Source organism: Desulfonatronum thiodismutans (assembly GCF_000717475.1).
Lineage (GTDB): Bacteria > Desulfobacterota > Desulfovibrionia > Desulfovibrionales > Desulfonatronaceae > Desulfonatronum > Desulfonatronum thiodismutans.
This window is the reverse complement of record NZ_JPIK01000028.1, coordinates 25252-50117: the sequence shown is the minus strand read 5'-3', so window position 1 is coordinate 50117 and position 24866 is coordinate 25252. Positions and strand designations below refer to the sequence as shown.

Below are 24866 nucleotides of genomic sequence, written 5' to 3'. Positions count from 1 at the left end.
AACATCACCCCCCTACGAAAGGACTTGATCAGAATGTCTCTTACCCTTCATGAGCAGGATGCGGTCCCCGGCAGCGCGACGGAAGACATGTACGTGGCCCGCCAGCCGGTGTTCGACCCGGAAATGCGGGTCTGGGGCTATGAGCTGTTGTTCCGGCAAAGCGCCCGGAGCTGCACGGCCGAAATCGGGGATCTCGACGTGGCCACGGCCCAGGTGATGGTGAACGGCTTCAGTCTGGCCGCGGAGTGGCTGACTCCGAGGCAGAAGGTGCTCATCAACTACCCCGAGAACCTGCTCCTCCAGGGCATGCCCCGGGCCTTGCCCGCGGAAACGGCCGTGGTGGAAATTCTCGAAACTGTGCGGCCAAATCCGGAAGTTCTGGAAATCTGTCGTCAACTCAAGGACGAAGGATACACCCTGGCCCTGGACGACTTTGTCGGCGGGCCGGGCTTCGAGCCCCTGTTGGAGTTGGCGGACATCGTCAAGGTGGATGTTCTCGGGGTTGAGCCCGGGAATTTGGACGTGGTCGTGGGCGGGCTGCTCAGGCATCGGTGTACGCTGCTCGCCGAAAAAGTGGAGAACCTGGAAGTTTTCCATCGGTGCCGGGATTTGGGCTTCACCCTTTTTCAAGGGTATTTTTTCAGTCGTCCGCAGATCGTTGCCGGGAAAAATCTTTCTTCCAGCCAGACTTCCCGGCTCAACCTGCTGCAAGCGCTTGGCGCTCCTGACCTGGATATGACGCAGATCACGAAGATCATCCAGGCCGACGTCTCGCTGAGTTATCGCCTGCTGCGCTACATCAACTCGCCCGGAATCGGCCTGCCCTATCAGGTCAGGGCCATAACGCAAGCCGCGAACATGCTGGGACAACGGAGAATCGCGCTTTGGCTGCGCGTGCTTATCCTGGCGGACATGAACCCCGCCCTCCATTCCAGGGAACTGCTCTCTTTCTGTCTCCAGCGGGCCAGATTCCTGGAGATGTTGAGCCAGGCGCAATCCTCCACCGCGTTGCCGCCGGACTCCATGTTTCTCTTCGGTCTCTTCTCATCCCTGGACGCCCTGCTTTCCCAACCCATGCCGGACATCATCGGCAAGCTGTCCCTGGAACCTCGTCTGGCGCGGGCACTGCTGGGCGACGACCCGGAACTGCAAACCTGGCTGGATCTTGCGCTTGCCTCGGAAAGCGGAAGCTGGTCTCAGGCCGAGATGATCCTGGACAGATTGGGTATCGAACGAGACTCCGTCGCGAAAGCTCAAAACAAGGCCACGAGTTGGGCGAAACATTTCATGGAAGCGGCTTGATGGTCGAGGCCCGGAGCTTCAGCAATTTTAATAAATTGATCGAAATTGGATATAATTCGATCTGTACTCGTTTTTCACATGTGATAAGCAGACAATTTTTGCCACAATCCATTAACTTGCCCTTGGCCGACCAAAAATGGGGAGACGGAATGCGGGAAACGACGATCCATAATGCCGGCAACGAATTACTGCAGTTGGTAACGTTCAATATCGGCGACGAGGAATTCGGCGTGGAGATCCTCAAGGTTCAGGAGATTATCCGGATGATGGGCATCACCCGTGTGCCCAAGGCCCCGGATTTCGTGGAGGGCGTGATCAACCTGCGCGGCAAGGTCATCCCGATCATCGACCTGCGTAAACGTTTCGGCATGGCCTCCCAGGACCATGACAAAAACACCCGGATCATCGTCCTTGAAATCAATGCGGTGATCATCGGTTTCGTGGTGGACTCGGTTTCCGAAGTCCTACGCATCCCAGCCAATACGGTGGAACCGCCGCCGGCGATCATTTCCGGGATCGAATCCGAATATATCCGAGGTGTTGGAAAGCTTGCGGATCGGCTGTTGATCCTGCTGGATATGGACAGTCTGTTGAGCAAGGGCGAACAAAGCATGTTGACGAACATTTAGTACACAAAGTCAGTCAATAATATGAAGGAGGAGAGAGGTGAGGAATCTACCTATCGGGGTCAAGCTGATCGGCGGTTTTTTAGTCTTGCTTATCTTGGTCTGTGGCGGACTGGGCTTCATCGCCTATGATCGATCTTCCCGTGCCGTGCTCGGTCAAGTGGAGGAAAATATTCCGTTGATGGCCGGGGAAGGAGCCAAGCTCGTCAGGAGTCAACTGGATTATCACATGGTGGCTCTGGAAGGGGTTGCCAGCAGGGCGGGGATCCAGTCCATGGATTGGGCGCAACAGCGGCTGATCATGGAGGAAGAGACGCGGAGATTGAACTATTTGGGTATGGGGATCATCTCCCCGAACGGCCAAGCCCGCTATCCGGACGGAACAACGGCGGACTTGGCGAACAGGGAGTATTTTAGCAGGGCCATGTCTGGACAAACCTCCTTTTCCAACGTGATCATCAGCCGGGTGACCAACCAGCCGGTGCTGATCCTGGCCACGCCCATTTTGAATGACCGAAGCCAAGTCCAGGCCGTGCTCATGGCCCGCCTGGACGCCACGTTGCTCAGCGAGATCACGGACGAAATAGGTTACGGGGCGTCGGGGTATTCCTACATCATTGACGAGAGAGGGGGCTTGATCGCCCACGACAACAGGCAGTTCGTGCTTGATCAGCGCAACTTCATTGAAGAGGCAGAAACGGATGCTCAATTCGTCCGATTGGCAGCCATGATGCAGAGAATGGTGCGTGGCGAGACGGGATTTGACGCATACTCTTTCATGGGTAGGGACGGTTTTTTCGGATTCGCGCCCATTCCCGGCACGGAATGGTCCCTTGGCGTTGGAGCCATCCAGGATGAAGTGCTGGCTCCCGTGTATCAGTTGCGCTGGGCCATCGCCATCGCTTCCCTGGTGTTCTTTGGCTTGGGCATCATCATCGCCCTACTGGTCAGCCGCAGCATCACCGGACCGGTAAGTCGCCTGATGACATACGCCGATGCCGTGGCCAAAGGCGACTTGCAGGCCAGGTCCGGCATTGACCAGAAAGACGAGATCGGGCGCTTGAATCTGAGTATTCAAAGCATGGTGCAGTCCCTGATCGAGAAAATGAAGGAGGCCGAGCACCAATCCGAACTGGCCCGCCAGGAAACCGAGAAAGCCCAGGTCGCCACCCAGGAAGCCGAGGAGGCCCGAGCCCAGGCCGAAACCGCCAAACGCGACGGCATGCTCCAGGCCGCGACCAACATCGAAGGCGTGGTGGAACGCATGACTTCGGCCTCGGAAGAACTCTCGGCCCAGGTGGAAGAGGCCAGCCGGGGGGCGGAGGAGCAGACGAACCGGACCGGCGAGACGGCCACGGCCATGGAGGAGATGAACGCCACGGTCTTGGAAGTGGCCAAGAACGCTTCCCAGGCCGCCGAAGCGTCGGACATGGCCCGGACCAAGGCCGTGGACGGCGCGAAAGTGGTCAGCGACTCGGTCAAGGCCATCAACACGGTGCAGGCCCAGGCTCAGGATATGAAGAATAACCTGGATCAGCTCGGTCGCCAGGCCGAACAGATCGGCAAGATCATGACAGTGATCGAGGACATCGCGGACCAGACCAACCTGTTGGCCCTGAACGCGGCCATCGAGGCGGCCCGGGCCGGAGACGCGGGCCGGGGGTTCGCCGTGGTGGCCGACGAAGTGCGCAAGCTGGCCGAAAAGACCATGAACGCCACCAAGGAAGTGGGCGAGGCCATTTCCGCCATTCAACAAGGCACACAGGCCAATATCCGGGGCATGGACCAGTCCGTGGCCGCCATTGGCGACGCCACCGAGCTGGCCAACCAGTCCGGGGACGCACTCCGGGAGATCCTGGCCCTGTCCGAACAAGCCGCGGACCAGGTCCGGTCCATTGCCACGGCCGCGGAACAGCAATCCGCCACTAGCGAGGAGATCAACCGCGGAGTGGAGGACATCAACCGGATCTCCTCGGAAACCAGCGAGGTCATGAACCAGTCGGCCCAGGCCATCTCCGAACTGGCCAAGCAGGCCGTGGAGTTACAGGAGTTGGTGCAACGGATGAAGCAGGGCTGATCAGTTGACTTTTGGATTACCGACGGGGCGGCAATGAGCCGCCCTTTTTCGTGGTTCCTGAAATGGAGTTTGTAACTTCTCAGCGGAGCAGATAGAAGACCTGGATATCGGCTTTACCGGTATGACGGAAGATGCACGACTTGCTTTCATCAGTCATTCTCGTGAAGGCGGGAATCCAGTATCGGAGTGAAACTCTACCCTGGTTGTGCTGAAGAGTAACAATATTTTGAAAGAATCCGGAGGGGGTCGATGGTTGCGTTTCAGTCCTTGAATACCAGTATTCTGGCGCGGGTCGGCGGAATGCTCCTGCTCGTGCTGATGGGGTGCTTTCTGATTTACGGCCACCAGCGCTCGCTGATCACCCAGCGGGTCGAACAGGAAGCCCACGACATGATGGTCGCGACGTTGAACGAGCGTCTGGCCAACAAGGTCGACGTAGGCCTGACCAACGCACTTTCCCTGACGTTGTCCTCCAGGCTGGGCGACATGGTCAGAACCGGCAATCGGGCCATGCTTCAGGCTGAATTTCAGGATGTTTTGCGGATCTTTGCCGATCAATCCAATTTTGGAGGCATCCGTGTCCAGGTTTTCAACTCGGATTTTTCTACGTTGTACCGGAGCTGGAAACCGGACCAGCATGGCGACATTTCCGAGCCGGTACGCCGGTTGCTGACCGAGGTCCGGAACCGGGGCAAGGCCTTGGCGGAATTCGTTTCCGACGGCGACGGCGTGTTCATTCGCGGCTCGGCCCCGGTGCGCCAGGGTGACCGGATTGTCGGCTATGTGCAGTTTCTGCAGGGCGTGGGCAGCGTCTCCCGAGACTACCAAGCCGAGAACGTAGACTATCTGCTGTTGATCAATCAGGCCGCCGTGGGCGATGCGCCCCAACTGCGGACCAATCGTCGGGTCGGGGACTACTGGCTGGCCAACGACGCCTGGTTTGCCGACGACGTCGTCGCGGCTATTTCCGCTCTGGACCTGGGGCGCTTCCAGGAAATACCTTTCTTCCGAGGCAATGGGCGGTTTGCCGTGGGCGTACCGCTGCGCGACGTTTCGGGACGGGTCACCGGGCTGAACGTGGTAGCCATGCACGAACATATCATCCAGAACAGAATCGACGAGGCCATGCGGGCGGCGTTGTTGCTGATCATCCTGGCGGCCTTGGGATTCGTGGCCCTGGCCGTGATGATGTTCGTCACCCTGCGTCGGCACGTGCTGGTTCCGCTGCGGTCCATCAGCGCTTTTGCCGGCGAGGTGGCCCAGGGCAACTGGGAGGCCGGCCTTGGCGGGCAATTTCAATATGAACTGCTGGAACTCAAGGAAGCCCTGACGCGCATGGTCGCCAACCTGCGCACCCTCAACGAAGATGCGCTGCGCAAGGGCGAACGGGCCGAGCTGGAAGCCGCGTCCGCTCAGGAAGGCATGGAACAGGCCAGAAGGCAGGAACACAAGGTGTCCTCGCTCATGGACCGGATGACCGAGACCGCGGGCAAGGCCAGAAACGTTTCGGAGCGGGTGTTCGCCGGGATCAACGAACTCTCCGATCAGGTGGACGCCGTGAACCAGGGGGTCGCGGTCCAGCATGATCGGATGACCGAGATATCCACGGCTATGGAAGAGATGAACGCCACCGTGCTGGAAGTGGCCAGAAATGCCTCCATGGCCGCCGAGCATGCCGACAACTCCCAGGAAAAGGCCGACACCGGGGCCAAGGAAGTATTGCGCACCGTGGAGTCCTTCGAGCATATCCGGGAACGAATCTTTACGCTCAAGGAAACCATGGGCCGGCTTGGGGTCCAGGTGGGGGGCATCGGCAAGATCATGACCGTGATTTCGGACATCGCGGACCAGACCAATCTACTGGCCTTGAACGCGGCCATCGAGGCGGCACGGGCCGGGGATGCCGGACGCGGGTTCGCCGTGGTGGCCGACGAGGTGCGCAAGCTGGCGGAAAAGACCATGAGCGCCACGGTGGAGGTCCGCAACGCCGTGGACGCCATCCAGGCCCATACCCACGAAAACATCCAGTCCCTGGAGACCACTACCGAGGATATCGTGGCCAGCACCGAGGCCGCGACAAAGGCCGGCGGATTGATGCGCGAAATTCTCGACCTCGTGGAAGAAACCACGAGCATGGTCACGTCCATCGCCACGGCGGCGGAGGAACAGTCCGCCACCAGCGAGGAGATCAACCGGGCCGTGACCGACGTAACCCGAATCGCTTCGGAAACCTCCGAGGGCATGGACCGCTCGGCCCGTGCCCTGGTGGAAATCGCCAGCCAGGTGGAGGAACTGGACACCGTCACCCAGGCCATTACCGGGGGCGGCAGCGTGGACATGGTCGCGTCCGGCGATTCCGACGCTTTGTTCCGGTGGTCCGACGACCTGTCCGTGGACATCCCCGGGATCGACGATCAGCACAAAACCCTGGTGGGGATGATCAACGAGCTGCACGCGGCGATGAAGCAAGGCAAGTCCAGGGAGGCTTTATTAAAAATTTTTGAGCGGCTGCGCGAATATACCGCTTCTCACTTCGCCCATGAGGAGAAGCTGTTCAAAAAACACGGCTATTCCGAAACCGAGGAGCACATCGCCGCGCACAAGGCCTTCGTGAACAAGGTCGTGGAATGGGAACGAGTCGTTTCATCGGGCAAGGCCACGGTGTCCATGGAGATCATGCGTTTTCTCAAGCAGTGGCTGACCGGGCACATCATGGGCGTGGACAAACGCTACGGCCCGTTTCTGAAGCAAAAAGGCGTGCGGTGATATCCCGCGCCGAGGCCTGGGTACGGACTGAATGCCCTCGAGCCAGGCCGACTTTCAGGGCCTTTGTCTTGATTGAATCGCGCCTTTTTGGAATTTTTGGCACCATGAGCTTGGAATCCGTCCCGGAAGGCTTTTACGGTGCCCGTGCTCCAAGTTAGGCGGAGCGCGGCGGCTGTCCATGGCGAGAGAAAAATCCTTGCCTTGGACAAGGGAAGCGGATAACAGAGGCCGGATGCACGTTCTTCAAGGCCTTCTTCAGGACGAATTGCCGATCATCAACGACCGGTTGGCCCGGGAGACCCGGGAGCTGCCGGAACTGGTCCGTGCCGTGGCCGAGCATGTGCTCATGGCCGGGGGCAAGCGGTTGCGGCCGTTATTGGCTATTCTTTTTTTTCGGTGCGTTTCTCGCGGCACGGGAGAACGCGTTTTGTCCGCGTCTTCTTCTTTACTATCCTCTTCAGGCGAATCAGACATTTATCCTCTGGCCTGCTCCATGGAGTTTCTGCATTCGGCCACGTTGCTGCATGACGACATTCTGGACGGCAGCGACCTGCGCCGCGGCCGGACCACGGCCCATCTCGTCTACGGCAAGACCGAAACCATCCTGGCCGGGGACGTGCTGCTGGCCTTGGCCAACAGGCTCGTGGCCGAGTATGGCGACGCACGTTTGAGCTGGAGGGTGGCCGAGGCCATCATGCGCACGGTTTCCGGGGAAATTCAGGAACTGGAGTGGATCAAGTGCCCCACTTTGTCCCAGGAGCACTATCTGGAGATCATCACCGGCAAGACGGCCTACCTGATCCAGGCAGCTTGTCATTGCGGAGCTTTGGCGGCCGGCGGGGACGAACAAGCGGCCCAGGCCGCCCTGGACTACGGCATCAACCTGGGCGTTGCTTTTCAGCTCACGGACGATGCCCTGGATTACTCGGCCAAGGCCGAGGTGGCCGGAAAGCCCGTGGGCAATGATCTGCGGGAAGGCAAACTGACCCTGCCTCTGATTTGCTACCTGGAAATCTTGCCCGAGGCCGAACGCCGGGAAACCCTGGCTTGGGTGCGAGCCCTGGGCGCGGCGGCCGATCCCGGCGCACTCTCCGCTCAGGATACGGCCCGCCACGGTCGGGTCGTGCAGGCGGTGCGCGACGCCGGCTGCGTGGAAGAGACCCGCTCTCGGGCGGCCCGGTACATTGTTTTGGCCGAAAAGGCCCTGACTTCTCTTCCTGAATGCCCGGAACGCGTGGCCCTTCAGGAAGCCCTCCAACACACTCTGCACCGCGAAAAATAGCCCCGGCCCCGTAGCCGGGAACCAAGCCGAAATGGTCGCCGCCCGTACTGACGCCGCTTTCCTCCTGAATGTGATCACCCCGTCTTTCACGGCGGGTTCTCTGCCGGCTTCGCCGGGAAACCCTCCCCAAACGACCCTGATGTCCTTTTTCGTTTCCGCGCTCCAGCGCGGGATCGAGCGAACCGTGAACCAAGAATCTAAGATTCAGGAGCGCCTATGTTGTGGCGGGTGGAAGTGGGCCTGCGGCCCCATGTGACGGATACCCTCGGAAGCCGGGTCAGCCGGAAGATTTCCCAGGAGTTGGGCTTGGCCGTGGACGATGTCCGGACCATCAAGGTCTTTACCGTTGCCGGACTGGATGAAGCCCGGATCCGCTTGGTTTTGGAGCGCCATGTCCTCCATGATCCCATCCTGCACCAAGCCTCCCTGCAACCATTGCCGCTACCGGAAGCGGGATTCGCCTGGACCCTGGAGGTGGGATTCCGGCCCGGCGTGACGGACAACGAAGGCCGGACCGCGGCCCAGAGCGTGGCCATGGTCCTGGGCCTGCCAGTGCCCTGGCCCAAGGATTTCGCCGTGTACACCTCCACCCGGTACCTGCTGTCAGGGAACATCGACGAATCCGACGCCCGGCGCATCGCCACGGACTTGCTGGCCAACGAACTGATTCAGCGCTTCGATCTGAAAAGCTTGGCCCAGTGGCAAGCCGAGCCCGGTTTTCCGGCCCGGGCCGCCCAGGTTGTCGGTCGCCCCAGCGACGCGGTCCAGACCATTGCGCTTTCCGGTCTCAGCGACGCTGAACTGCTGGAGATCAGCCGCAAGGGCGTCCTGGCCCTTAGTCTGGAGGAAATGTCGGCCATCCGCGGCTATTACGAGCGGTCGGACGTCCGCGCGGCCCGCGCGGCCCAGGGGCTGCCGGAATCCCCCACGGACGTGGAACTGGAAGCCCTGGCTCAGACCTGGTCCGAGCACTGCAAGCACAAGATTTTCAATGCCCGAATCGACTACCGGATCACGACTCCGGACGGTTCTCCTGCCACCGGGGGCGCTTCGAAAACCATCAATAGTCTGTACAAGACCTTTATCCAGAACCCCACGGCCTTGTTGCGCCGACGCATGGGCGCGGACGACTTCTGTTTGTCCGTGTTCAAGGACAACGCCGGAGTGATCCGGTTCGACCAGGATCACAATATCTGCGTGAAGGTGGAGACCCACAACAGCCCTTCGGCTCTGGACCCGTACGGCGGGGCCCTGACCGGGATCGTGGGCGTGAACCGCGACCCCATGGGCACCGGCCTGGGCGCGAACCTGCTCTGCAATACCGATGTCTTCTGCCTGGGCTCGCCTTTTTACGATCAGGCCCTGCCCCCGCGACTGCTTCATCCCCGCCGGGTGCTGGAGGGCGTGCGCGAAGGCGTGGAGCACGGCGGGAACAAGTCCGGCATTCCCACGGTCAACGGTTCGCTGGTCTTTCACGAGCGGTTTCTGGGCAAGCCGCTGATCTTCTGCGGGACCGTGGGGATCATGCCGTCCGTGGTGGCCGGACGGCCCAGCCATGACAAGGAGGTCCGGCCCGGAGACGTGATCGTGATGATTGGCGGGCGGATCGGCAAGGACGGCATCCACGGGGCCACTTTTTCCTCCGAGGAACTGCACGAGGACTCCCCGGCCACCGCGGTGCAGATCGGTGACCCCATCACCCAACGCAAGATGTACGACTTTCTGATGACCGCCCGGGATCGGGGCCTGTACCGGGCCATCACGGACAACGGCGCCGGGGGCTTGAGTTCCTCGGTGGGCGAGATGGCCCAGGACAGCGGCGGCTGCGATCTGGACCTGAGTCTGGCCCCCTTGAAGTACGACGGACTGACGCCTTGGGAAATCCTGCTTTCCGAAGCCCAGGAACGGATGACCGCGGCCGTGGCCCCGGAGGAACTGGACGCCTTCCTGGCCCTGGCCCGGCGCATGGACGTGGAGGCCACGGCCATGGGGACGTTCACGGACAACGGGCTGTTCCACATCCGCTTTGGTGATCGGGTGGTGGGCAGCCTGGAGATGGATTTTCTGCATAACGGCACGCCCCAGATGCGCCTGGAGGCCGTTTGGACGCCGCCGGAACAGCATGACGTGGAGCAGCATGACGTTCGGGTCGAACCCGGCGGCGACATCGACCACGGCGGACTCTTGGAGCGCATTCTCGGGCGGCTCAACGTCTGCAGCAAGGAGTACGTCATCCGCCAGTACGACCACGAGGTCCAGGGCGGGAGCGTGATCAAGCCCTTGATGGGTGCCCGGGCCGACGGCCCCACGGACGCTGCGGTGATCCGGCCGTTGCTGGATTCCCACCAGGGGCTGGTGGTCTCCCATGGAATCTGCCCAAAGTTCAGCGATCTGGACACCTACTGGATGACCGCCAACGCCGTGGACGAGGCCGTGCGCAACGCCGTGGCCGTGGGCGCGGATCCGGCGCGGATGGCCGGAGTGGACAACTTCTGCTGGTGCGATCCGGTGCAGTCCGAAAAGACCCCGGACGGCCGCCACAAGCTGGCCCAACTGGTCCGGGCCAACCAGGCCCTGGCTCACTACTGCCTAGCTTACGGCGTGCCCTGCGTTTCGGGCAAGGACTCCATGAAGAACGACTACTCCGTGGCCGGGGTCAAGATTTCCGTCCCGCCCACCGTGCTTTTCAGTCTGGTGGGGGTGGTGGAGGATGTCCGGGCCTGCGTGTCGTCGGACTTCAAGCAGCCTGGTGACCTGATCTATCTCTTGGGCGTGACCCGCTCGGAGTTGGGTGGTTCCGAGCTGGCCGATGAATTGAGGCTGTCGCAAGGGTTGATCCCCCAAGTGGACGCCCTGGCCAATCGCCTGCGTTACCAAACCCTGCACGCGGCCATCCGCTCCGGCCTGGTCCGGGCGACCCACGACCTCTCCGACGGAGGCCTGGGGGCGGCTTTGGCGGAAATGGCTATTGGCGGACGCCTGGGGGCGTGGATTGATCTGGCCCAGGTTCCTGCCTGTCCCCACGATCTGTCCGCGACAACCTTGCTTTACAGCGAATCCGCCGGTCGCCTGCTGGTCTGCGTGGCCCCGGAGCAAGCACCGGAATTCGAAGCCCTGTTCGCGGGCCAAGCCCTGGCCCGCATCGGCCATGTGGACCAGGAACCGACATTGCTGATCAACAACGCCGACGCCCCGGTGCTTGCCGCATCCGTGGAACGCCTGGCCGCAGCCTGGAAGGCGACCATGGATTGGTGAAATGCGGGCTAAACAATCAAATATCGCAAATACTCAGATCATCAGAGTAAAAAGCGGCCTGGATACCGCAAACGCGTCGGCTTTCGCCGGTAGGACTGACTTGGGAACGATTTAGTGCTATACGTCATTCCGGCGAAAGCCGGAATCCAGTGCGGTTTAACAGCCATATGCCGTATATGCAGAAGAGAAACAAATTTATTTTACAATCGAGGAGCAACAATTGACCGAAGCGAATAATAGCCAACAATCCCAGATAGCCGGGCCGAATCCTGAACTGCCCGAGGCCGAATTGGCCGGATTGCCAGAGGCGCTACGAGCAGGCTGTACCCGGGCCGGATGGTCCGAGCTGACGCTGGTGCAGACCAAGGCCATCCCTTACGTTTTGGCCGGGCAAGACGTCATGGTTCAGGCCCGGACCGGGAGCGGAAAGACCGGGGCCTTTATCCTGCCTTTGCTGGAGCGGATCGACGTTTCCCGTCCGGATTGTCAGGCCCTGGTGCTGACTCCCACCCGGGAGCTGGCCCGGCAGGTGGCTGAGGAGGCCAAGGTTTTGGCCGGGGAGAGCGGGTTGAACGTGGTCCCGGTGTACGGCGGCGTGGGGTATCAGGCCCAGCGGGACGCCTTTCGCCAGGGCGCGCATTTGGTAGTGGGCACCCCGGGCCGGATTCTGGATCATCTGCTGGGTCGCAATCTCACTCTGGATCGTCTGCGCACGTTGATCTTCGACGAGGCGGACCGGATGCTCTCCGTGGGCTTTTACCCGGACATGCGCGAATTGCAGCGCTACCTGCCGTCCGCTGGCTACGACGCCTTCATGTTTTCAGCCACCTATCCGGAAAGCGTGATCCGCCTGGGGCGGGAGTTCTTGAGCGAACCGGCCTTTCTCGGCCTGTCCGGGGATCAGGTGCATATCGCGGAAATCGACCATTCCTTCTGCGTGGTTCCGCCCATGCAGCGGGACAAGGTCCTGATCCGCCTGCTGGAGATGGAAAACCCCACCTCGGCGATTATTTTCTGCAACACCAAGAACAACGTGGAGTTCGTGGCGGCGATTCTCAAGCAGTATGGGTTCGACGCCGAGGATATTTCCTCCAATCTCACCCAGAACAAGCGCGAAGAGGTCCTGGCCCGGATCCGTTCCGGCAATCTGCGCTTTCTGGTGGCCACGGACGTGGCCGGACGGGGCATCGACATCCCCGGGCTGTCTCATGTCTTTTTGTACGAAGCCCCGGAGGATCCGGAGTCCTATATCCACCGGGCCGGGCGAACCGGACGGGCCGGAGCTTCGGGCTCGGTGATCACCCTGGTAGACATCATGGAGAAGATCGAGCTGGGTCGGATCGCGACCCGGTTCGGAATCAAGATGCTGGAGCGCCCTGCTCCGGAGGAGTCCGATGTCCTGCCCGTGCTGGAGAACCGGATCACGGTGCTGTTGGAAAACAAGCAACGCCGGTTGACCCTGGCCCAAAAAGAGCGGGCCGCCCGCTTTCTTCCGACCATCCCCAGGTTCGCCCAGAGCGAGGACACCGCGGCCTTGCTGGCCCTGCTCCTGGACGAGATGTACCAGCGTTCCATGAACGTCTCTCCGCCTCGTCCCGAAGTCGACGCGGAACCCAAGTTCCGGAAAAAGCCCGTTGCCCAAGCCGTTCAGGCCGATCCGTCCGTTGCGGCGGCCAAGAAGAAACGCCGCCGACGCAAACCCAAGACCGGGGAAGCAAGCAAAATGGCCGCCGAAGGCGGTTCAGGCGGGTCGGAAGGTTAACAGTCCGTTGAAAAACTCCCAATTGCTGCGTTGCTGCAAAAAGTTCAAACTCTCACGTATGAATAAATACGCTTCGACCTTGAGCTTTTTTTGCTTCTTGCACTTGGGGTTTTTGAACGGACTGTCGAATTAGGACGTTTTCAACACTCAGTTAGGGGGACGAGCGCGCCACCAGATCGCGCACCGCAGCGAAGTCCCGCTCCAACCGTGGAAGCAGGCTTCGAAGCTCGTCAAGGTCGTTGTTTCGGCCCGCGTCCTCCATTTTTTGGGCTGTCTCGGCCAAGTGCGGGCAGCTGCAGTTCAAGGCCGCGCCCTTCAGGCCGTGGGCTTCCTCTCCGACGGCCTTCGCGTTCCTCCGCGACAGATGATCCTTGATGGCCGAGATCCGTGCGGCCCCGTTGTCAACCAGAGAACGGAGCACGTCATGAACCAGATCGTGATCCCCCATGACCCGGTCCAAAAGTTCCGGCTTGTTACAGACAGCGTCGGTTTCCGTGGCCGACTCCATGCAGGATGCGGTCTTGGAAAGAGGCCCGTCGGGCGAACTTGCCGGTTGCATCCATTGGATCAGGGTTTTGCGCAAGGTCTCGAACCGCAGAGGCTTGGTCAGATAGTCGTCAAAGCCTGCGGCCAGGAATCTCTCCCGGTCTCCATGCACGGCGTGGGCGGTCAGGGCAATAATCGGCGTACGCCGATGGGAGGGCTGAGGGTTGAAACCTGAGACATGAGGGTCGGAACTCTGACTTCCGGCTTCCGACTCCAGACTCCTTATTTTTCCCGTCGCCTCCAGCCCGTCCATGATCGGCATTTCGATGTCCATGAACACCAGATCGTAGGCCCGGTTTTTCATGGCGGCCACGGCTTTTTGTCCATTGTTCGCCGTATCCGCCAAAATGCCCATTTTTTGCAACATCTTCCGGGCCACGAGTTGGTTGACCGGGTTGTCCTCCACCAGCAAGACGCGAAGGCCCGGCTGCACTTGTGGAATCTGTTCCGAATGTTCGGGCAGGCGTGCTTCTCGGAGCGTGGTTCGGCTCGGGCTTTCGAAGGTGCATGATCCGGGCTGCTTACCGAACCGAGCCGTGAACCAGAAGGTGGAGCCCCGGCCTTCAGTGCTTTCCACGCCGATTTTTCCGTCCATTATTTCCGCCAGACGCTTGGAGATGGCCAATCCGAGGCCGGTGCCGCCGAATTGCCGGGTGGTGGACGCGTCCACCTGCTGGAAGCATTGAAACAGGAGCTGGAGCTTGTCCGCGGGGATGCCTGGGCCGGTGTCTCGAATCGAGAAGCGAAGATGAACCTCTTCGCGCTCCCCTTCGACATTAACCTCGATCTCCACTTCCCCCTTTTCCGTAAATTTTACGGCATTTCCGCACAGATTGAGCAGAATCTGGCGCAGACGCAGGGGATCGCCTACAAGGGCGATGGGCACGTCGTCGTGTATTTGCCAGCCGAGGTGTAGGCCTTTCGTCTGGGCGGTCACGGCCAGCATGTTCACCGTCGCGTCCAGAACCTCGGGCAGGGAAAAAGGCACTTTTTCGAGTTCCAGCTTGTCGGCCTCGATTTTGGAGAAGTCCAGGATGTCGTTTATCAGCCTGAGCAGGGCTTCGCCGCTGGCGTGGATCACCTGTGCGTATCTGGACTGTTCCTCGTTCAACTCCGTATCCAGAAGCAATTCGGTCATGCCCACCACGCCGTTCATGGGCGTACGGATTTCGTGACTCATGGTGGCCAAAAAGCGGCTTTTGGCGATATTGGCCCGTTCCGCTTCGGCCCTGGCCGTTTTCAACTCCTCCTCTCGACGTTTGCGGCGAATGACGTTGACCAGGAGTTCCGCCAGGACCATGAACAACTTGATCTCCGTGTCCGACCATTCCCTTCGACGCTGGACCGAGTCGAAACCCACGAACCCGATGCATTCCTGTCCGTCCAGCAACGGCAACGAGAGCACGGAGAGAATGCCTTGGTCCGCCAGATGCTTTCGCAACGGGTCGGTTTCGGGCAGGTCGCTGACGTCGTTGATGTAAAAAGGTTTCCCGGCTTGATGATGAGTGATCTGGTTCGGCGCTTCGTCGAACGAGACGTTTTGGAGGTTGTTGATTTTCGGTTCAATCTCCGGGGCACACCATTCATGAGTGTTGCGCATGGTCCGCTGCGCAACGTTATATGAGAAAATATAAACACGGTCGGTCTTGGAAAACTCTCCGACCCGGGCCAGGGCTTCCTGCAGGGCCTCGTCCAGGAAATCCATGGGCACGTTCAGGAAGAGCAAGGAAAGGTCCATGAGCAGGTGCTGCAGGTCGATCTGGTACTGGATCTGCTTGCGGGCCGCGACCCGTTCGCCGATGTCCACGAAAATTCCCTGGGTGATGGTCTTGCCGTCCACATCAATGATGGTGGAAAGGATTTCAACCGGCTTGATCATGCCGGATTTGCTGATGATTTCCACATCCGCCGCGATATTTTTTCGGTTTTGGGCATTGTCCTTGAACAGCTCATGATAGAACTCGAGCCGTTCGGGAGGATGCAGCTCGGTCTGATGCATCCCGATCAATTCGTCCCGGCTACGTTCAAACAGATCTTCAGCCGCCTGATTGCAACGGAGCAGGTAGCCGTCGACATCAGCCCACAAAATGGCGTCGTTGTGGTGTTCAAACAGCATTCGAAACTGGAGTTCGCTGGAGGCCAGGGCCTGTGCCATCCGCTTCTGCTCGCTGATGTCCTGGACCGCGGAGAAAATATACGGTTGACCGTGTAACTGAATCATTTTGGAAAACATCAGCCCGGTGAGCAACTTGTTGTTTTTCATGCGGAAATCGGCTTCATGGCGGGAGCAAGTGCCGTTCTTTCTCAGGATGTCCAAAAACACGTCCCTTTCCTCGGGGTATTTCCAAATATTAAGTTCCAGGACGGTTTTACCCAGGACCTCCTGGCGGCTGTACCCGCTTAGGGCCATGAATGCCTCATTGATTTCAACGATCTTGCCGTCCTTCATGGCGGTCAGAATCAGCGGGTTGGGGCTGGCATGGAACAGAGTCTGAAAACGCTCCTGGGTCTCGCGCAGATTCTGTTCCATTCGGTCCCGGGCCGTAATGTCGGACAAGGTCAGCAGGAGTCTGCTCCGGTTGTTCACCATCAGCAGGGCCGTGGCCCCCAGCAGGACGACGTCCCTATGGCCCTCGTCGCTGACCAGCGTGGTCCGGAATTCGATGTCCTGAAACGAGATACCGGTTTGGAGCGTGCTCTGCATGGCGATATTCAGCTCGCAAACGGCGCAGCTCTGGCCGTATCCGCAACCTCGCGGGTGCTCCCGGGCCCTGATGCATCCGAATACGCCGCAGGCCCGGCCGAGGTGCAGGTCTTCGACGCCCATGTCCAGGAAGTCGCGCATGGCCCGATTGGCGAACAGGATGCGTTGTTCCTCGTCCAGGACGCAGAGCAGGGCCGGGGTGCCGTCGAACACGGCCATGATATCATCGGTCATGTTCAAGGTGGGGGCGGGATGTTCAGACATATTGAGGGAGCGGTTGATGACGCAATGAAGAATGCCCATATGCATTTTCCCGACACTACGAGAACGGCATCAGGGAGGCAAGATATCCATGAGGTTGGACCAAATTCCCGGTGCTGATCGGTCGGCGATCAGAGAGTGTTTCGGGAGCACTTCGGGAGTGTTTGGGAGCGTTTCTGGAAGCCTTGTGGTTCATTTTGGAACCTTGTAGGGAAAATCGAGACGAACCGGAAAGGTTGAGAGCCCGGTAGCGGCGGGAAAGGACCGTAGTATAACGGCTGCGTCAAGTACCCTGATTATCCGATTTACAGAGGATATCATGCCCATCCACTTTTTTGACGTCCCGGACTCCACGAACCTGGGCGCACTCATCCAGCGTGTCTGAGCGCCTCCCACCCCCATCCTTGTCTCCTTTGGCCACGGCCCTGCTCATCGGGCTGTTCGGCGCGGCCGGGGCTTTGGCCCGGTATGGGATATCTTCGGCGGCCGCTCTGTTGCCGAGTCCGGCCTTTCCCTGGGACACCTCCCTGGCCAACGTTCTGGGCTGCTTCCTTTTCGGCCTGATCTGGACGATTTCCGAAAAACGCGCCCTGATCCCCAAGCCCCTGGGACTCGTCCTCCTGACCGGCTTTGTCGGCTCCTTCACCACCTTTTCCACCTACGTCTTCGAGGCCGAGGTATTGCTTCACCAGGGCCAGTGGCTGGTCCTCGTCCTGAAAATCCTGGGGCAAAACCTGCTGGGCTTCGCGGCCCTGGGGCTGGGGTTTCGGGTTGGGCGACGTTGAAGGTCGTCAAATTGTTTCCGGCCACTCCCGCGTCAACTCCATCAGTATCCGCACCCCGAAGCCGGTTCCTCCGGCGATGCCATGGTCGCCTTTTTTCTTGGCATAGGCCGGTCCGGCGATGTCCAGGTGGACCCAGGGGGTGTTCTCCGGGACGAAGCGGTGCAGGAACAGGGCCGCGTGGATCGCGCCGCCTTCTCTCGCTCCGACGTTTTTCAGGTCCGCGACTTCGCTTTTCAATTCATCCTTGTAGTCATCCCAGAGCGGCATGGGCCAGACCGGTTCGCCGACCCGCTCGCCGATGCGTCGAACCTGTTCGGCCAGCGACTCCGGCGCGGCAAAGGCTCCGGCAATGCGAGGGCCCAGGGAAACCACCATGGCTCCGGTCAGGGTGGCCAAGTCCACGATGCCCAGCGGATCGTAGCGTTTGCTGTAGGCCAGGGCGTCGCAGAGCAGCAAACGGCCTTCGGCGTCGGTGTTGATGATTTCCACGGTCTTGCCGGAACAGGTCGTTACCACGTCTCCGGGCTTGACTGCCTTGGGGCCGGGAAGGTTCTCGGTGCAGGGGATGATCCCCACCACCCGACGCTGGTCGCCGCCACTACGGCCCAGTCGGCCATGGGCTTCGAAAAAGCCGAGCACCGCCGCGGCCCCGCCCATGTCCCCCTTCATCTCCTCCATGCCTTGGCTGAGTTTCAGGGAGATGCCGCCGGTGTCGAAGGTGATTCCCTTGCCGATCACCACCAAGGGCTTTTCTCCATCGCTGGAGGTGGGTTGGTCGGGCAGCCCCGAAGGGCTTGGGCGGGAATCCAGGATGATCAGGCGGGCTTGGTCCCGATTAGCCTGAAAAACCGCGGCAAAGGCTCCCATGCCTAGGGCCTCGATCTGATCCGCGTTCATGACCTCCAAGCCGAAACCGTATCGTCCGGCCAGATCCCGGGCTGTCTGGGCCAGGTATTCCGGGGTGGCCAGGTTGGCGGGCATGTTCACCAGGTCCCTGGCCAGGTTCAGCCCGTGACCTGTTGCCAGGCTCCTGTCCAAGTGGGTCTTCAGCCGTGCATCCGCCTGGTCGTCCCTCGGGTCGTCCCTTAGAATGCGCAGTTTTGGAGGCTGGGTGGGGGACTCGTCTTTCTCCGTCTTCAGTCTCTCAAAACGGTACACGGCCGTCATTGCGGCGCAGGTCGTCACTTCCACGGCTTGCGCGATATCCAAATCCGTATCCGACAGGACGCTGGTATCCAGGCCGATGTCGTTCAGCCGCAGGTCCATGGCGCAACCCACGGCCGAGGCCACGGCCCGGCGCAGTTCCCGCTGTCCAAAGCTCTTGCGTCCACCCAGCCCAACCAGGATCACCGCCGGGGAGGCGGTACCGCTGGGAGGGAAGAAATAGCGCGCGGATTTTGTTTTTCCGGAAAAGGCGGTCATGGCGGAGTTTCCAGACAACCAGCCGCCTTGGGCGGCTAGCCACGTTTGCAGGCCGGGCGTCTTCTCGAGGTCCTTCTCGAACACGAAAAAAACCAGGGCCTCGCCGTCGAACTCGTCCTGGGATCGTAAGGTGATATCCATTGTTCCTCCTGATTTGAATGCTTCAAAAAAGCCTGTTTCCGTAGCGCGAACCTTGCGTTCCGTCCAGTCGTGGGATTTCGTCCACACGGGAAAAACAGTCTTGAATATTATGTCATCCCAACGTGTTGAGAAAAAAATGCCGTATCCATGGAAAAAGGTGAGGGTTGGTTCCGGACAGGCAGGGTTATGAGGGCGATGTCTTTGTTGTTTTCGGGAAAAAGTCGGAAATACTCTCGATTATCAACATTGCGGAGGCACAATCATCCGGATACGAATAAAAATTACCTCGAAAACTCCCTTCCTCTCACTCCACTGCTCCGGACAATCCCGCTTTGCGCCGGACGTGTCCACTCCATGAGGAGATGATCATGCGCTACGCTCTGCCTCTCGTTATTGTTCTGGCCCTGATGAACCTCTACCATGTGCTCAAACCCGTGGACGGCGTCGGCGGTCAGCCGGCGGTCCTGACCAAGGAATACCGGTTCAGCATGGAGAAGGACCTTGAACTGCTCAAGGCCCAGGACGAAATTCTGATCCTCAAGATGCTCCTCAACGGCTACCGGGAGAACAAGGGAAGCCGGGAAGAAGAACTGGAAAAGCTTCTTGAGGAAAATTCCGTGCTTAAACAGATGATCAACGGCTATCGGGACGCCAACACCCATCGATTACGCCTGACCGCGTACACGGCCCGACCCGAGGAATGCAACGACGACGTGGACAACACCGCGATCATGCAGACCCCGGTCTCCGGCTGGACCGTGGCTGTTTCCCGTGACTTGAGAGGCTGGCTGGGTAAACGGGTCTACATTGAGGGCTTCGGCGTCCGCCTGGTCAGCGACCTGATGAACGCCCGCTACTCCAACGCCATCGACGTCCTGGTGGCGGACGTGCCCACGGCCAAACGGATCGGCGTCCGAAAAAACGTCCTGGTGACCCTGGTGGAGCCGTTGGCAACGGACGTCACGGATCTGGATCGGGAATTGGTGGCCTTGTTCAGCAAAGGCTCGCGCATGGAGTGACGGCGATGGTCACGCCTTCAGGGCGCGGACGTGCGCCAGGGCCGCGAGGGTCAGGGAGTGGAGGTCGTAGCCGCCTTCCAGCAGGGAGACGATCCGTCCCTGGGCGCCGTTGTTCTGGGCGATGTCTCGGACAATGGCGGTCAGCTCGGTGAAGTCTTCGGGGTGCAGGTGGAATCCGCCCAGCGGGTCGGCTTCCAGGGCGTCGAAGCCGGCGGAGATCAGGACCAGTTCCGGCTGGAAATCCCGGGCCGCGGGCAGGAGGCGTTCCTGGAACGCCTCGCGGATCGGAGCAAGGCCGGTGCCGTAGGGGAAGGGGCAGTTGATGGTGAACCCCTCTCCGGCGCCGTCGCCGGTTTCGTGGGCCGCGCCGGAGTAGGGGTACCAATTGCTTTGGTGGGTGCTGAAGAACAGGACGGACGGGTCGTCGTAGAAGATTTCCTGGGTCCCGTTGCCGTGGTGCACGTCCCAGTCCACGATCAGGATCCGCTCCAGCCCGTGGGCGATCTGGGCGTGCCGGGCGGCCAGGGCCACGTTGTTGAAGAGGCAGAAGCCCATGCCCTGCTTTGGACGGGCGTGGTGGCCAGGAGGGCGGACCACGCAGAAGACGCTCTTGACGTCCCCCTGGAGCACGGCATCCACGGCGACCATGGCGCCTCCGGCGGCATGCACCGCCGCGTCCCAGGATCCGGGGCCGACGTTGGTGTCCGGAAATCCCAGGCTGCGGCGGCCTTCCTGGATGCGACGCCGAACCAGTTCAATATATCCAGTGCCGTGGCAAGAGGCGAGTTCCTTCTCCGTCGCCGGGCGCGGACGCAACCGCGGAAGCCCCGCGGTTTCCCGGTCCTCTTCCAGGGCGCGGACCAGGGCCGTGTAGCGCATCGCGCTCTCCGGATGCCCGGCCCCGGCGTCGTGGACCGCGAAAACCGGGTCGTACAGCAGGGCCGTGGTCATGGGCCGCATGGAAGCTCGTCTCTCATGTCGTCGCGGCGCGATCAGCCCGCGCTGCCGGGATGCCGGGCGCGCAGATCAGCCGCGGCCTTTTCCACGCCGTCGATCATCTTTTGCCGATTCGCGCGCAGCTTTTCAGCCAGTTCCGGGTCTTCCAAGGCCAGAATCTGGGCGGCCAGCCAGGCGGCGTTGCGCGCCCCGGCGCTGTCCAGGGCCACGGTGCCCACGGGAAAGCCGGGAGGCATCTGGACCGTGGCCAGCAGCGCGTCCAGGCCGCCCAGGGACGAGGCTGTCAACGGCACGCCGAGCACGGGACGGGTGGTCTTCGCGGCCACAGCCCCGGCCAAGTGAGCGGCCATGCCCGCCGCGCAGATGAACACCTTGCAGCCCTGGTCCTCCAATTCCCGAACCAGCCGCTGCACCCGCTCCGGGGTGCGGTGGGCCGATGCCACGGTGAACAAATGCGGTATGCCCAGTGAACCGAGCACTTCGGCACAGGGGGCCATCTTGTCTTCATCCGAGATGCTGCCCATGAAAATGGCGACTTTGGTCATAGTCAAGGCTCCTTGAATGTTGTTTTGAGGGCGTGTTTAGGCAAAAAAACGCGTCGTCGCATTCGATACTTGCCGACGAACGTTCCGCCGAACATTTCTCCAGATACGATCAACGCGGTCTAGATTACGTGAATCCTTCTCAGCCGTCCAATATCTGAGATGCATCTCAGAGACCTCGATACACATCTCGTCGATGTCCGACGGCGACGATCAGGACGATAAGCTGGTTGTTTTGAAGTTGATAAACGATCCGGTACCGTCCATGCCGGACCCGGTAAAGGTTGTCTTTGGCGGACAACTTTTTGGCCGCGGGAGGGATTTGGGTCTCGGCCAGTTGATCGATTATCGGGGTAAGTTCGAGCTGGATGTTTCGAGTAAGTTTCGCAAACTGACGAGCTGCTCCAGGGCGAAAATGGACGGTGAAGTTCATTGACCCAGACTGAGCTGCTTTTTCAGTTCATCCCAGGGCATGTCCGTGCCCGCTTCGGCGAGAGCGTTTCGGGCCTGTTCAATATCCAGGCGATCTTCCAGTAACTCAAGAAGCTCCAGATCCTCCAGCGGAACCATTGCAGCCAATCTCTTGCCATGCCGGGTGAGGACGACGCGTTCCTTGGCATAACTCGTCCGGTTCAACAGTTCCGCGAAGTGGTCTCTCGCCTCCCCAATGGAAAGTGTTTCCATGGTCCACTCCTGTTTATTTTGTACAAAATGTACAAGTGAGCCGTGTTTTGGTCAAGCCCACCCGGACAACCTCGACGAACAGGCTCAGTAAAAAGCTTGCTCGTGCCGATCATGCGGCTTCGCAGGAGAGATTTCGGTGAGATCAACCCATGGGTGTATTCTCTACTAAAGCCCAGACTCCGCAAGGGCAGCATTTGCCGCAGAAGCCGCAGCCGATGCATTTGTCCGGGTTGGAGACGCGTTCGTATTTGCCGTTGCCCAGGTTTTTTCGCTCGATGGCCGCGGTGGGACAGACCGCGTCGCACAGGCCGCAGTCCATGCACGAGCCGCAGGAGGAGCACTGGGAGGCGCAGTGCTCCATGTCGTTGTACTCGGTGATCCGGGGGTCGTAGTATTCCAAGGTCATCCGGGAATAATCAATGCGCTCCGAGGTTTCGCTGTACTCGATGGAATAGTCCTTGAGCCAGGCTGAATCCACCTGGGGGCGCTTGCCCGCAGCCATTTCGTCGATGGTTCTGGCCGCCTTGCGTCCCGCGCCGATGGCGTCGGTGAGCAGGCCGGGCTTGACGATGTCGCCGATGGCGAAGACCTGGGGGTCGGAGGTCTGGCCCATTTCGTTGACCAGCACGAAACCGCGGTCCACGGCGATGGTTTCGGGGAGAAAGCCCAGGTCCGGCAGGTCGCCGATGGAGATGACCACGGTGTCCGCGGGGATGACTTCGCCGGTGGTCAGCAGCACGCCCTCGGGCGTGATCTCCTTGGTGAAGCAGGGATACCGGAAGACCGCTCCGGCCCGTTCGGCCTCCTTGCGCTCCTCGCCGAAGGAGGCCGGTTCCTGGATGTCGATCAGGGTGATCTCCTCCGCGCCCAGACGGTGGGCCACGGTGGCCACGTCGCAGCCTACGTTTCCCGCGCCGATGATCACGAGCTTCTTGCCCACGGGCTGGTTGTCCAGCTTGGCGTTCTTGAGAAAGGTCAGGGCCGGGATGATCCGCTCGGAACCGGGAATGGGAATAGTCCGGGGCTTCTGCGCGCCGGTGGCGATGACCACGTAGTCGAAGTCCGCCTTGAGCTGGTCGAACTCCTTGTGAGTCAGGTTCTGTTGGAGATGCACCTGAGGCAGGACCTTGCGCACCCGTTCGATCTCCGCCTCCAAAACCTCCTTGGGAATGCGCTGCTCCGGAATGGCCGTGGCCATCTTCCCGCCCAGAACCTTTTCCAGGTCGTAGACCCAGGTGTCGTGACCCTTGAGTCGGAGCTGCCAGGCCACGGAGATTCCGGCCGGACCGCCGCCGATCACCGCCACCCGGGCGCCGCCGAGGTCCGGGAGCTTCGGAGGCTTGGAGGAAACGCCCTTTCTGCCCAGCGGAGTAATGTCCACGGGCTGGAGATTGCCGGCCACGCCCTTGGTGCAGCCCTGCATGCACAGATGGGGACAGAGATAGCCGCAGATGGAGGCCGGAAAGGGAGTGAAGGCCAGGGCCACGTCCACGGCCTCGTCCACCTTGCCCTCGCGGATCAGCCGCCAGCGCTCCTGGACCGGCATGCCCGTGGGACAGGCGGACTGGCAGGGGGCCAGATACTTGCGGTGCTCCCAGACCGGGACGTAGCGGCGCAGCTCCCCGGTGGTGATCAGGGGGACGGGACTCCGGTCCAGGTCGGTCAGGTCGCCGATCATTCCGCCCCGGCCCAGTTCCTTGTCCCAGACGTCCTGGTGAAACCGGGCCATGGAGCGGCGCTTGGCCCCGACCTTTTCCATGGGCGTGCGCGCGGCGACGCACTGCCATTCTTCGCGTACCGTGAGCTTTTTGAGCAGCCGTTTGCGTTTGATCCTGCCCAGAAACAGGTCCATGTTTTCGGTCAGCCAGGCCCATTCCTCATCGGAAATGGGGACCAGCTTGGCGTCGGCCTGGCTGTAGCCGTGGATCGGGCCGCGAAAGAAGATTTTGCCCCCGACCATGCCCACGCAGGGCCGGTAGCCCAGGACGTTGCGCGGGTCCTGGGCCTCATGGCCGCAGATCACCGCGACCCCGCCGGCCATGAACTCGGCGAAGTAGTCTCCGGCCGAGCCCAGAACCCAGAGTTCCGGATGGGCGAACCGGGGATTGTATTTGGTCATGGTCATGCCCCGGGAGCCGATGTTCCCGGCCACCCAGACCTTGCCCTGGGCCATGGCGTTGCAGGCCCCGTTGGTGGCGTAGCCGTGGACCACGATTTCCGCTCCGGCGTTCAGCCAGCCAATATCGTCCGAGGCCGGACCGTGAATCTCGATGGTCGTGCCCGGCGAGCCCATGGAGCCGGTGCGCTGCCCCGGAGAGCCGGTGATCTGGACGTTGACCGGCTTGCCCTGGGGCTGAAAGATCCGTCCGCCGATGCCGTGCTGGCCGAATGCGGCGATCTCCAGACGCCCCGCCCCGCCCCGCACCGCCTCCTGGATGCGTTCCTCCAGAATCCGGGAAGACACCCGGCCTGCCTCGTCTTTGCCGGCGATGTGCACTGTTTTTGCCTTGCTCATTGCTCTGCCTCGTTGAAATATGCTTGGGGTTCACAGTCCGTTGAAAAACTCCCAATTGCTGCGTCGCCGCAAAAAGTTCAAACTCTCACGTATGAATAAATACGCTTCGACCTTGAACTTTTTTTGCTTCTTGCACTTGAGGGTTTTTGAACGGACTGCCGGATAAGGACTTTTTCAACATTCAGTTCAGTCTTTGCGACGGAACCCGGAATGGATAAAC

General features: G+C 60.7%; 16 protein-coding genes. 9 read left to right on the top strand and 7 right to left on the bottom strand.

The genetic code is table 11. The features are described 5' to 3' along the window. The first annotated feature begins 33 nt into the window (after nt 1-33). From GY33_RS0118480 to GY33_RS0118445, 7 genes are all read left to right on the top strand, one after another. Nucleotides 34-1302, top strand: a complete 1269-nt coding sequence (locus tag GY33_RS0118480; protein ID WP_051822838.1) for an EAL and HDOD domain-containing protein — start codon at nt 34-36, stop codon at nt 1300-1302. Between the two features lie 149 nt (nt 1303-1451). Further along, entirely contained in the window at nt 1452-1931 is a 480-nt protein-coding gene (locus GY33_RS0118475) for a chemotaxis protein CheW (RefSeq protein WP_031388746.1), read from the top strand. A gap of 37 nt (nt 1932-1968) precedes the next feature. Next, nucleotides 1969-4005 carry a methyl-accepting chemotaxis protein gene (locus GY33_RS0118470; RefSeq protein WP_031388745.1) on the top strand — a complete coding sequence of 679 codons (2037 nt, stop codon included), beginning with the start codon at nt 1969-1971 and terminating at the stop codon, nt 4003-4005. A 249-nt stretch (nt 4006-4254) separates the two neighbouring features. Next, on the top strand, nt 4255-6771 hold the full coding sequence (locus tag GY33_RS20150) for a bacteriohemerythrin (RefSeq protein ID WP_051822837.1): 2517 nt from the start codon (nt 4255-4257) through the stop codon (nt 6769-6771). Nucleotides 6772-7003: 232 nt separating this feature from the next. Beyond that, nucleotides 7004-8053 carry a polyprenyl synthetase family protein gene (locus tag GY33_RS0118460; RefSeq protein WP_031388743.1) on the top strand — a complete coding sequence of 350 codons (1050 nt, stop codon included), beginning with the start codon at nt 7004-7006 and terminating at the stop codon, nt 8051-8053. A 216-nt stretch (nt 8054-8269) separates the two neighbouring features. After that, nucleotides 8270-11308, top strand: coding sequence for an AIR synthase-related protein (locus GY33_RS0118455; RefSeq protein WP_031388742.1), 3039 nt, complete (start codon nt 8270-8272; stop codon nt 11306-11308). Nucleotides 11309-11528: 220 nt separating this feature from the next. Beyond that, the gene (locus tag GY33_RS0118445; protein WP_051822836.1) at nt 11529-13070 is read left to right on the top strand and encodes a DEAD/DEAH box helicase; all 1542 of its coding nucleotides are present in this window, start codon (nt 11529-11531) and stop codon (nt 13068-13070) included. Between the two features lie 151 nt (nt 13071-13221). On the opposite strand, the gene GY33_RS20145 is transcribed toward GY33_RS0118445, so the two are convergent. Next, nucleotides 13222-16623, bottom strand: a complete 3402-nt coding sequence (locus tag GY33_RS20145) for a PAS domain S-box protein (RefSeq protein WP_051822835.1) — start codon at nt 16621-16623, stop codon at nt 13222-13224. Nucleotides 16624-16958: 335 nt separating this feature from the next. Between GY33_RS20145 and GY33_RS0118430 the strand changes: the two genes are divergently transcribed. Then, nucleotides 16959-17366: a fluoride efflux transporter FluC gene (locus GY33_RS0118430; RefSeq protein WP_235185564.1), complete on the top strand. Its 408-nt coding sequence runs from the start codon at nt 16959-16961 to the stop codon at nt 17364-17366. Between the two features lie 6 nt (nt 17367-17372). Here the strand turns inward: GY33_RS0118430 and GY33_RS0118425 are convergent, their stop codons facing one another. Beyond that, entirely contained in the window at nt 17373-18929 is a 1557-nt protein-coding gene (locus GY33_RS0118425; RefSeq protein ID WP_035272692.1) for a leucyl aminopeptidase, read from the bottom strand. Nucleotides 18930-19297: 368 nt separating this feature from the next. Here GY33_RS0118425 and GY33_RS20140 point away from each other — a divergent pair, with 368 nt between their 5' ends. Then, nucleotides 19298-19948 carry a 3D domain-containing protein gene (locus GY33_RS20140; protein WP_051822834.1) on the top strand — a complete coding sequence of 217 codons (651 nt, stop codon included), beginning with the start codon at nt 19298-19300 and terminating at the stop codon, nt 19946-19948. A 9-nt stretch (nt 19949-19957) separates the two neighbouring features. On the opposite strand, the gene GY33_RS0118415 is transcribed toward GY33_RS20140, so the two are convergent. From GY33_RS0118415 to GY33_RS0118395, 5 genes are all read right to left on the bottom strand, one after another. After that, nucleotides 19958-20908, bottom strand: a complete 951-nt coding sequence (locus tag GY33_RS0118415) for a histone deacetylase family protein (protein ID WP_031388735.1) — start codon at nt 20906-20908, stop codon at nt 19958-19960. A gap of 32 nt (nt 20909-20940) precedes the next feature. Then, a complete protein-coding gene (gene purE, locus GY33_RS0118410) occupies nt 20941-21450 on the bottom strand; it encodes a 5-(carboxyamino)imidazole ribonucleotide mutase (protein ID WP_031388734.1) in 510 nt (169 codons plus the stop codon). A 166-nt stretch (nt 21451-21616) separates the two neighbouring features. Continuing rightward, nucleotides 21617-21880 carry a type II toxin-antitoxin system RelE family toxin gene (locus GY33_RS22030; protein ID WP_084185376.1) on the bottom strand — a complete coding sequence of 88 codons (264 nt, stop codon included), beginning with the start codon at nt 21878-21880 and terminating at the stop codon, nt 21617-21619. Beyond that, nucleotides 21877-22131, bottom strand: a complete 255-nt coding sequence (locus GY33_RS0118400; protein WP_031388732.1) for a type II toxin-antitoxin system Phd/YefM family antitoxin — start codon at nt 22129-22131, stop codon at nt 21877-21879. The genes GY33_RS22030 and GY33_RS0118400 overlap by 4 nt, the downstream gene beginning before the upstream one ends. Nucleotides 22132-22273: 142 nt before the next feature. Then, entirely contained in the window at nt 22274-24646 is a 2373-nt protein-coding gene (locus GY33_RS0118395; RefSeq protein WP_031388731.1) for an FAD-dependent oxidoreductase, read from the bottom strand. Nucleotides 24647-24866 lie beyond the last annotated feature (220 nt).

Coding starts and splice junctions, on each gene's coding strand:
- GY33_RS0118480 (WP_051822838.1), top strand. CDS start 34: ATGTCTCTTACCCTTCATGAGCAGGATGCGGTCCCCGGCAGCGCGACG.
- GY33_RS0118475 (WP_031388746.1), top strand. CDS start 1,452: ATGCGGGAAACGACGATCCATAATGCCGGCAACGAATTACTGCAGTTG.
- GY33_RS20150 (WP_051822837.1), top strand. CDS start 4,255: ATGGTTGCGTTTCAGTCCTTGAATACCAGTATTCTGGCGCGGGTCGGC.
- GY33_RS0118460 (WP_031388743.1), top strand. CDS start 7,004: ATGCACGTTCTTCAAGGCCTTCTTCAGGACGAATTGCCGATCATCAAC.
- GY33_RS0118455 (WP_031388742.1), top strand. CDS start 8,270: ATGTTGTGGCGGGTGGAAGTGGGCCTGCGGCCCCATGTGACGGATACC.
- GY33_RS20145 (WP_051822835.1), bottom strand. CDS start 16,623: ATGGGCATTCTTCATTGCGTCATCAACCGCTCCCTCAATATGTCTGAA.
- GY33_RS0118425 (WP_035272692.1), bottom strand. CDS start 18,929: ATGGATATCACCTTACGATCCCAGGACGAGTTCGACGGCGAGGCCCTG.
- GY33_RS20140 (WP_051822834.1), top strand. CDS start 19,298: ATGCGCTACGCTCTGCCTCTCGTTATTGTTCTGGCCCTGATGAACCTC.
- GY33_RS0118415 (WP_031388735.1), bottom strand. CDS start 20,908: ATGCGGCCCATGACCACGGCCCTGCTGTACGACCCGGTTTTCGCGGTC.
- purE (WP_031388734.1), bottom strand. CDS start 21,450: ATGACCAAAGTCGCCATTTTCATGGGCAGCATCTCGGATGAAGACAAG.
- GY33_RS22030 (WP_084185376.1), bottom strand. CDS start 21,880: ATGAACTTCACCGTCCATTTTCGCCCTGGAGCAGCTCGTCAGTTTGCG.
- GY33_RS0118400 (WP_031388732.1), bottom strand. CDS start 22,131: ATGGAAACACTTTCCATTGGGGAGGCGAGAGACCACTTCGCGGAACTG.
- GY33_RS0118395 (WP_031388731.1), bottom strand. CDS start 24,646: ATGAGCAAGGCAAAAACAGTGCACATCGCCGGCAAAGACGAGGCAGGC.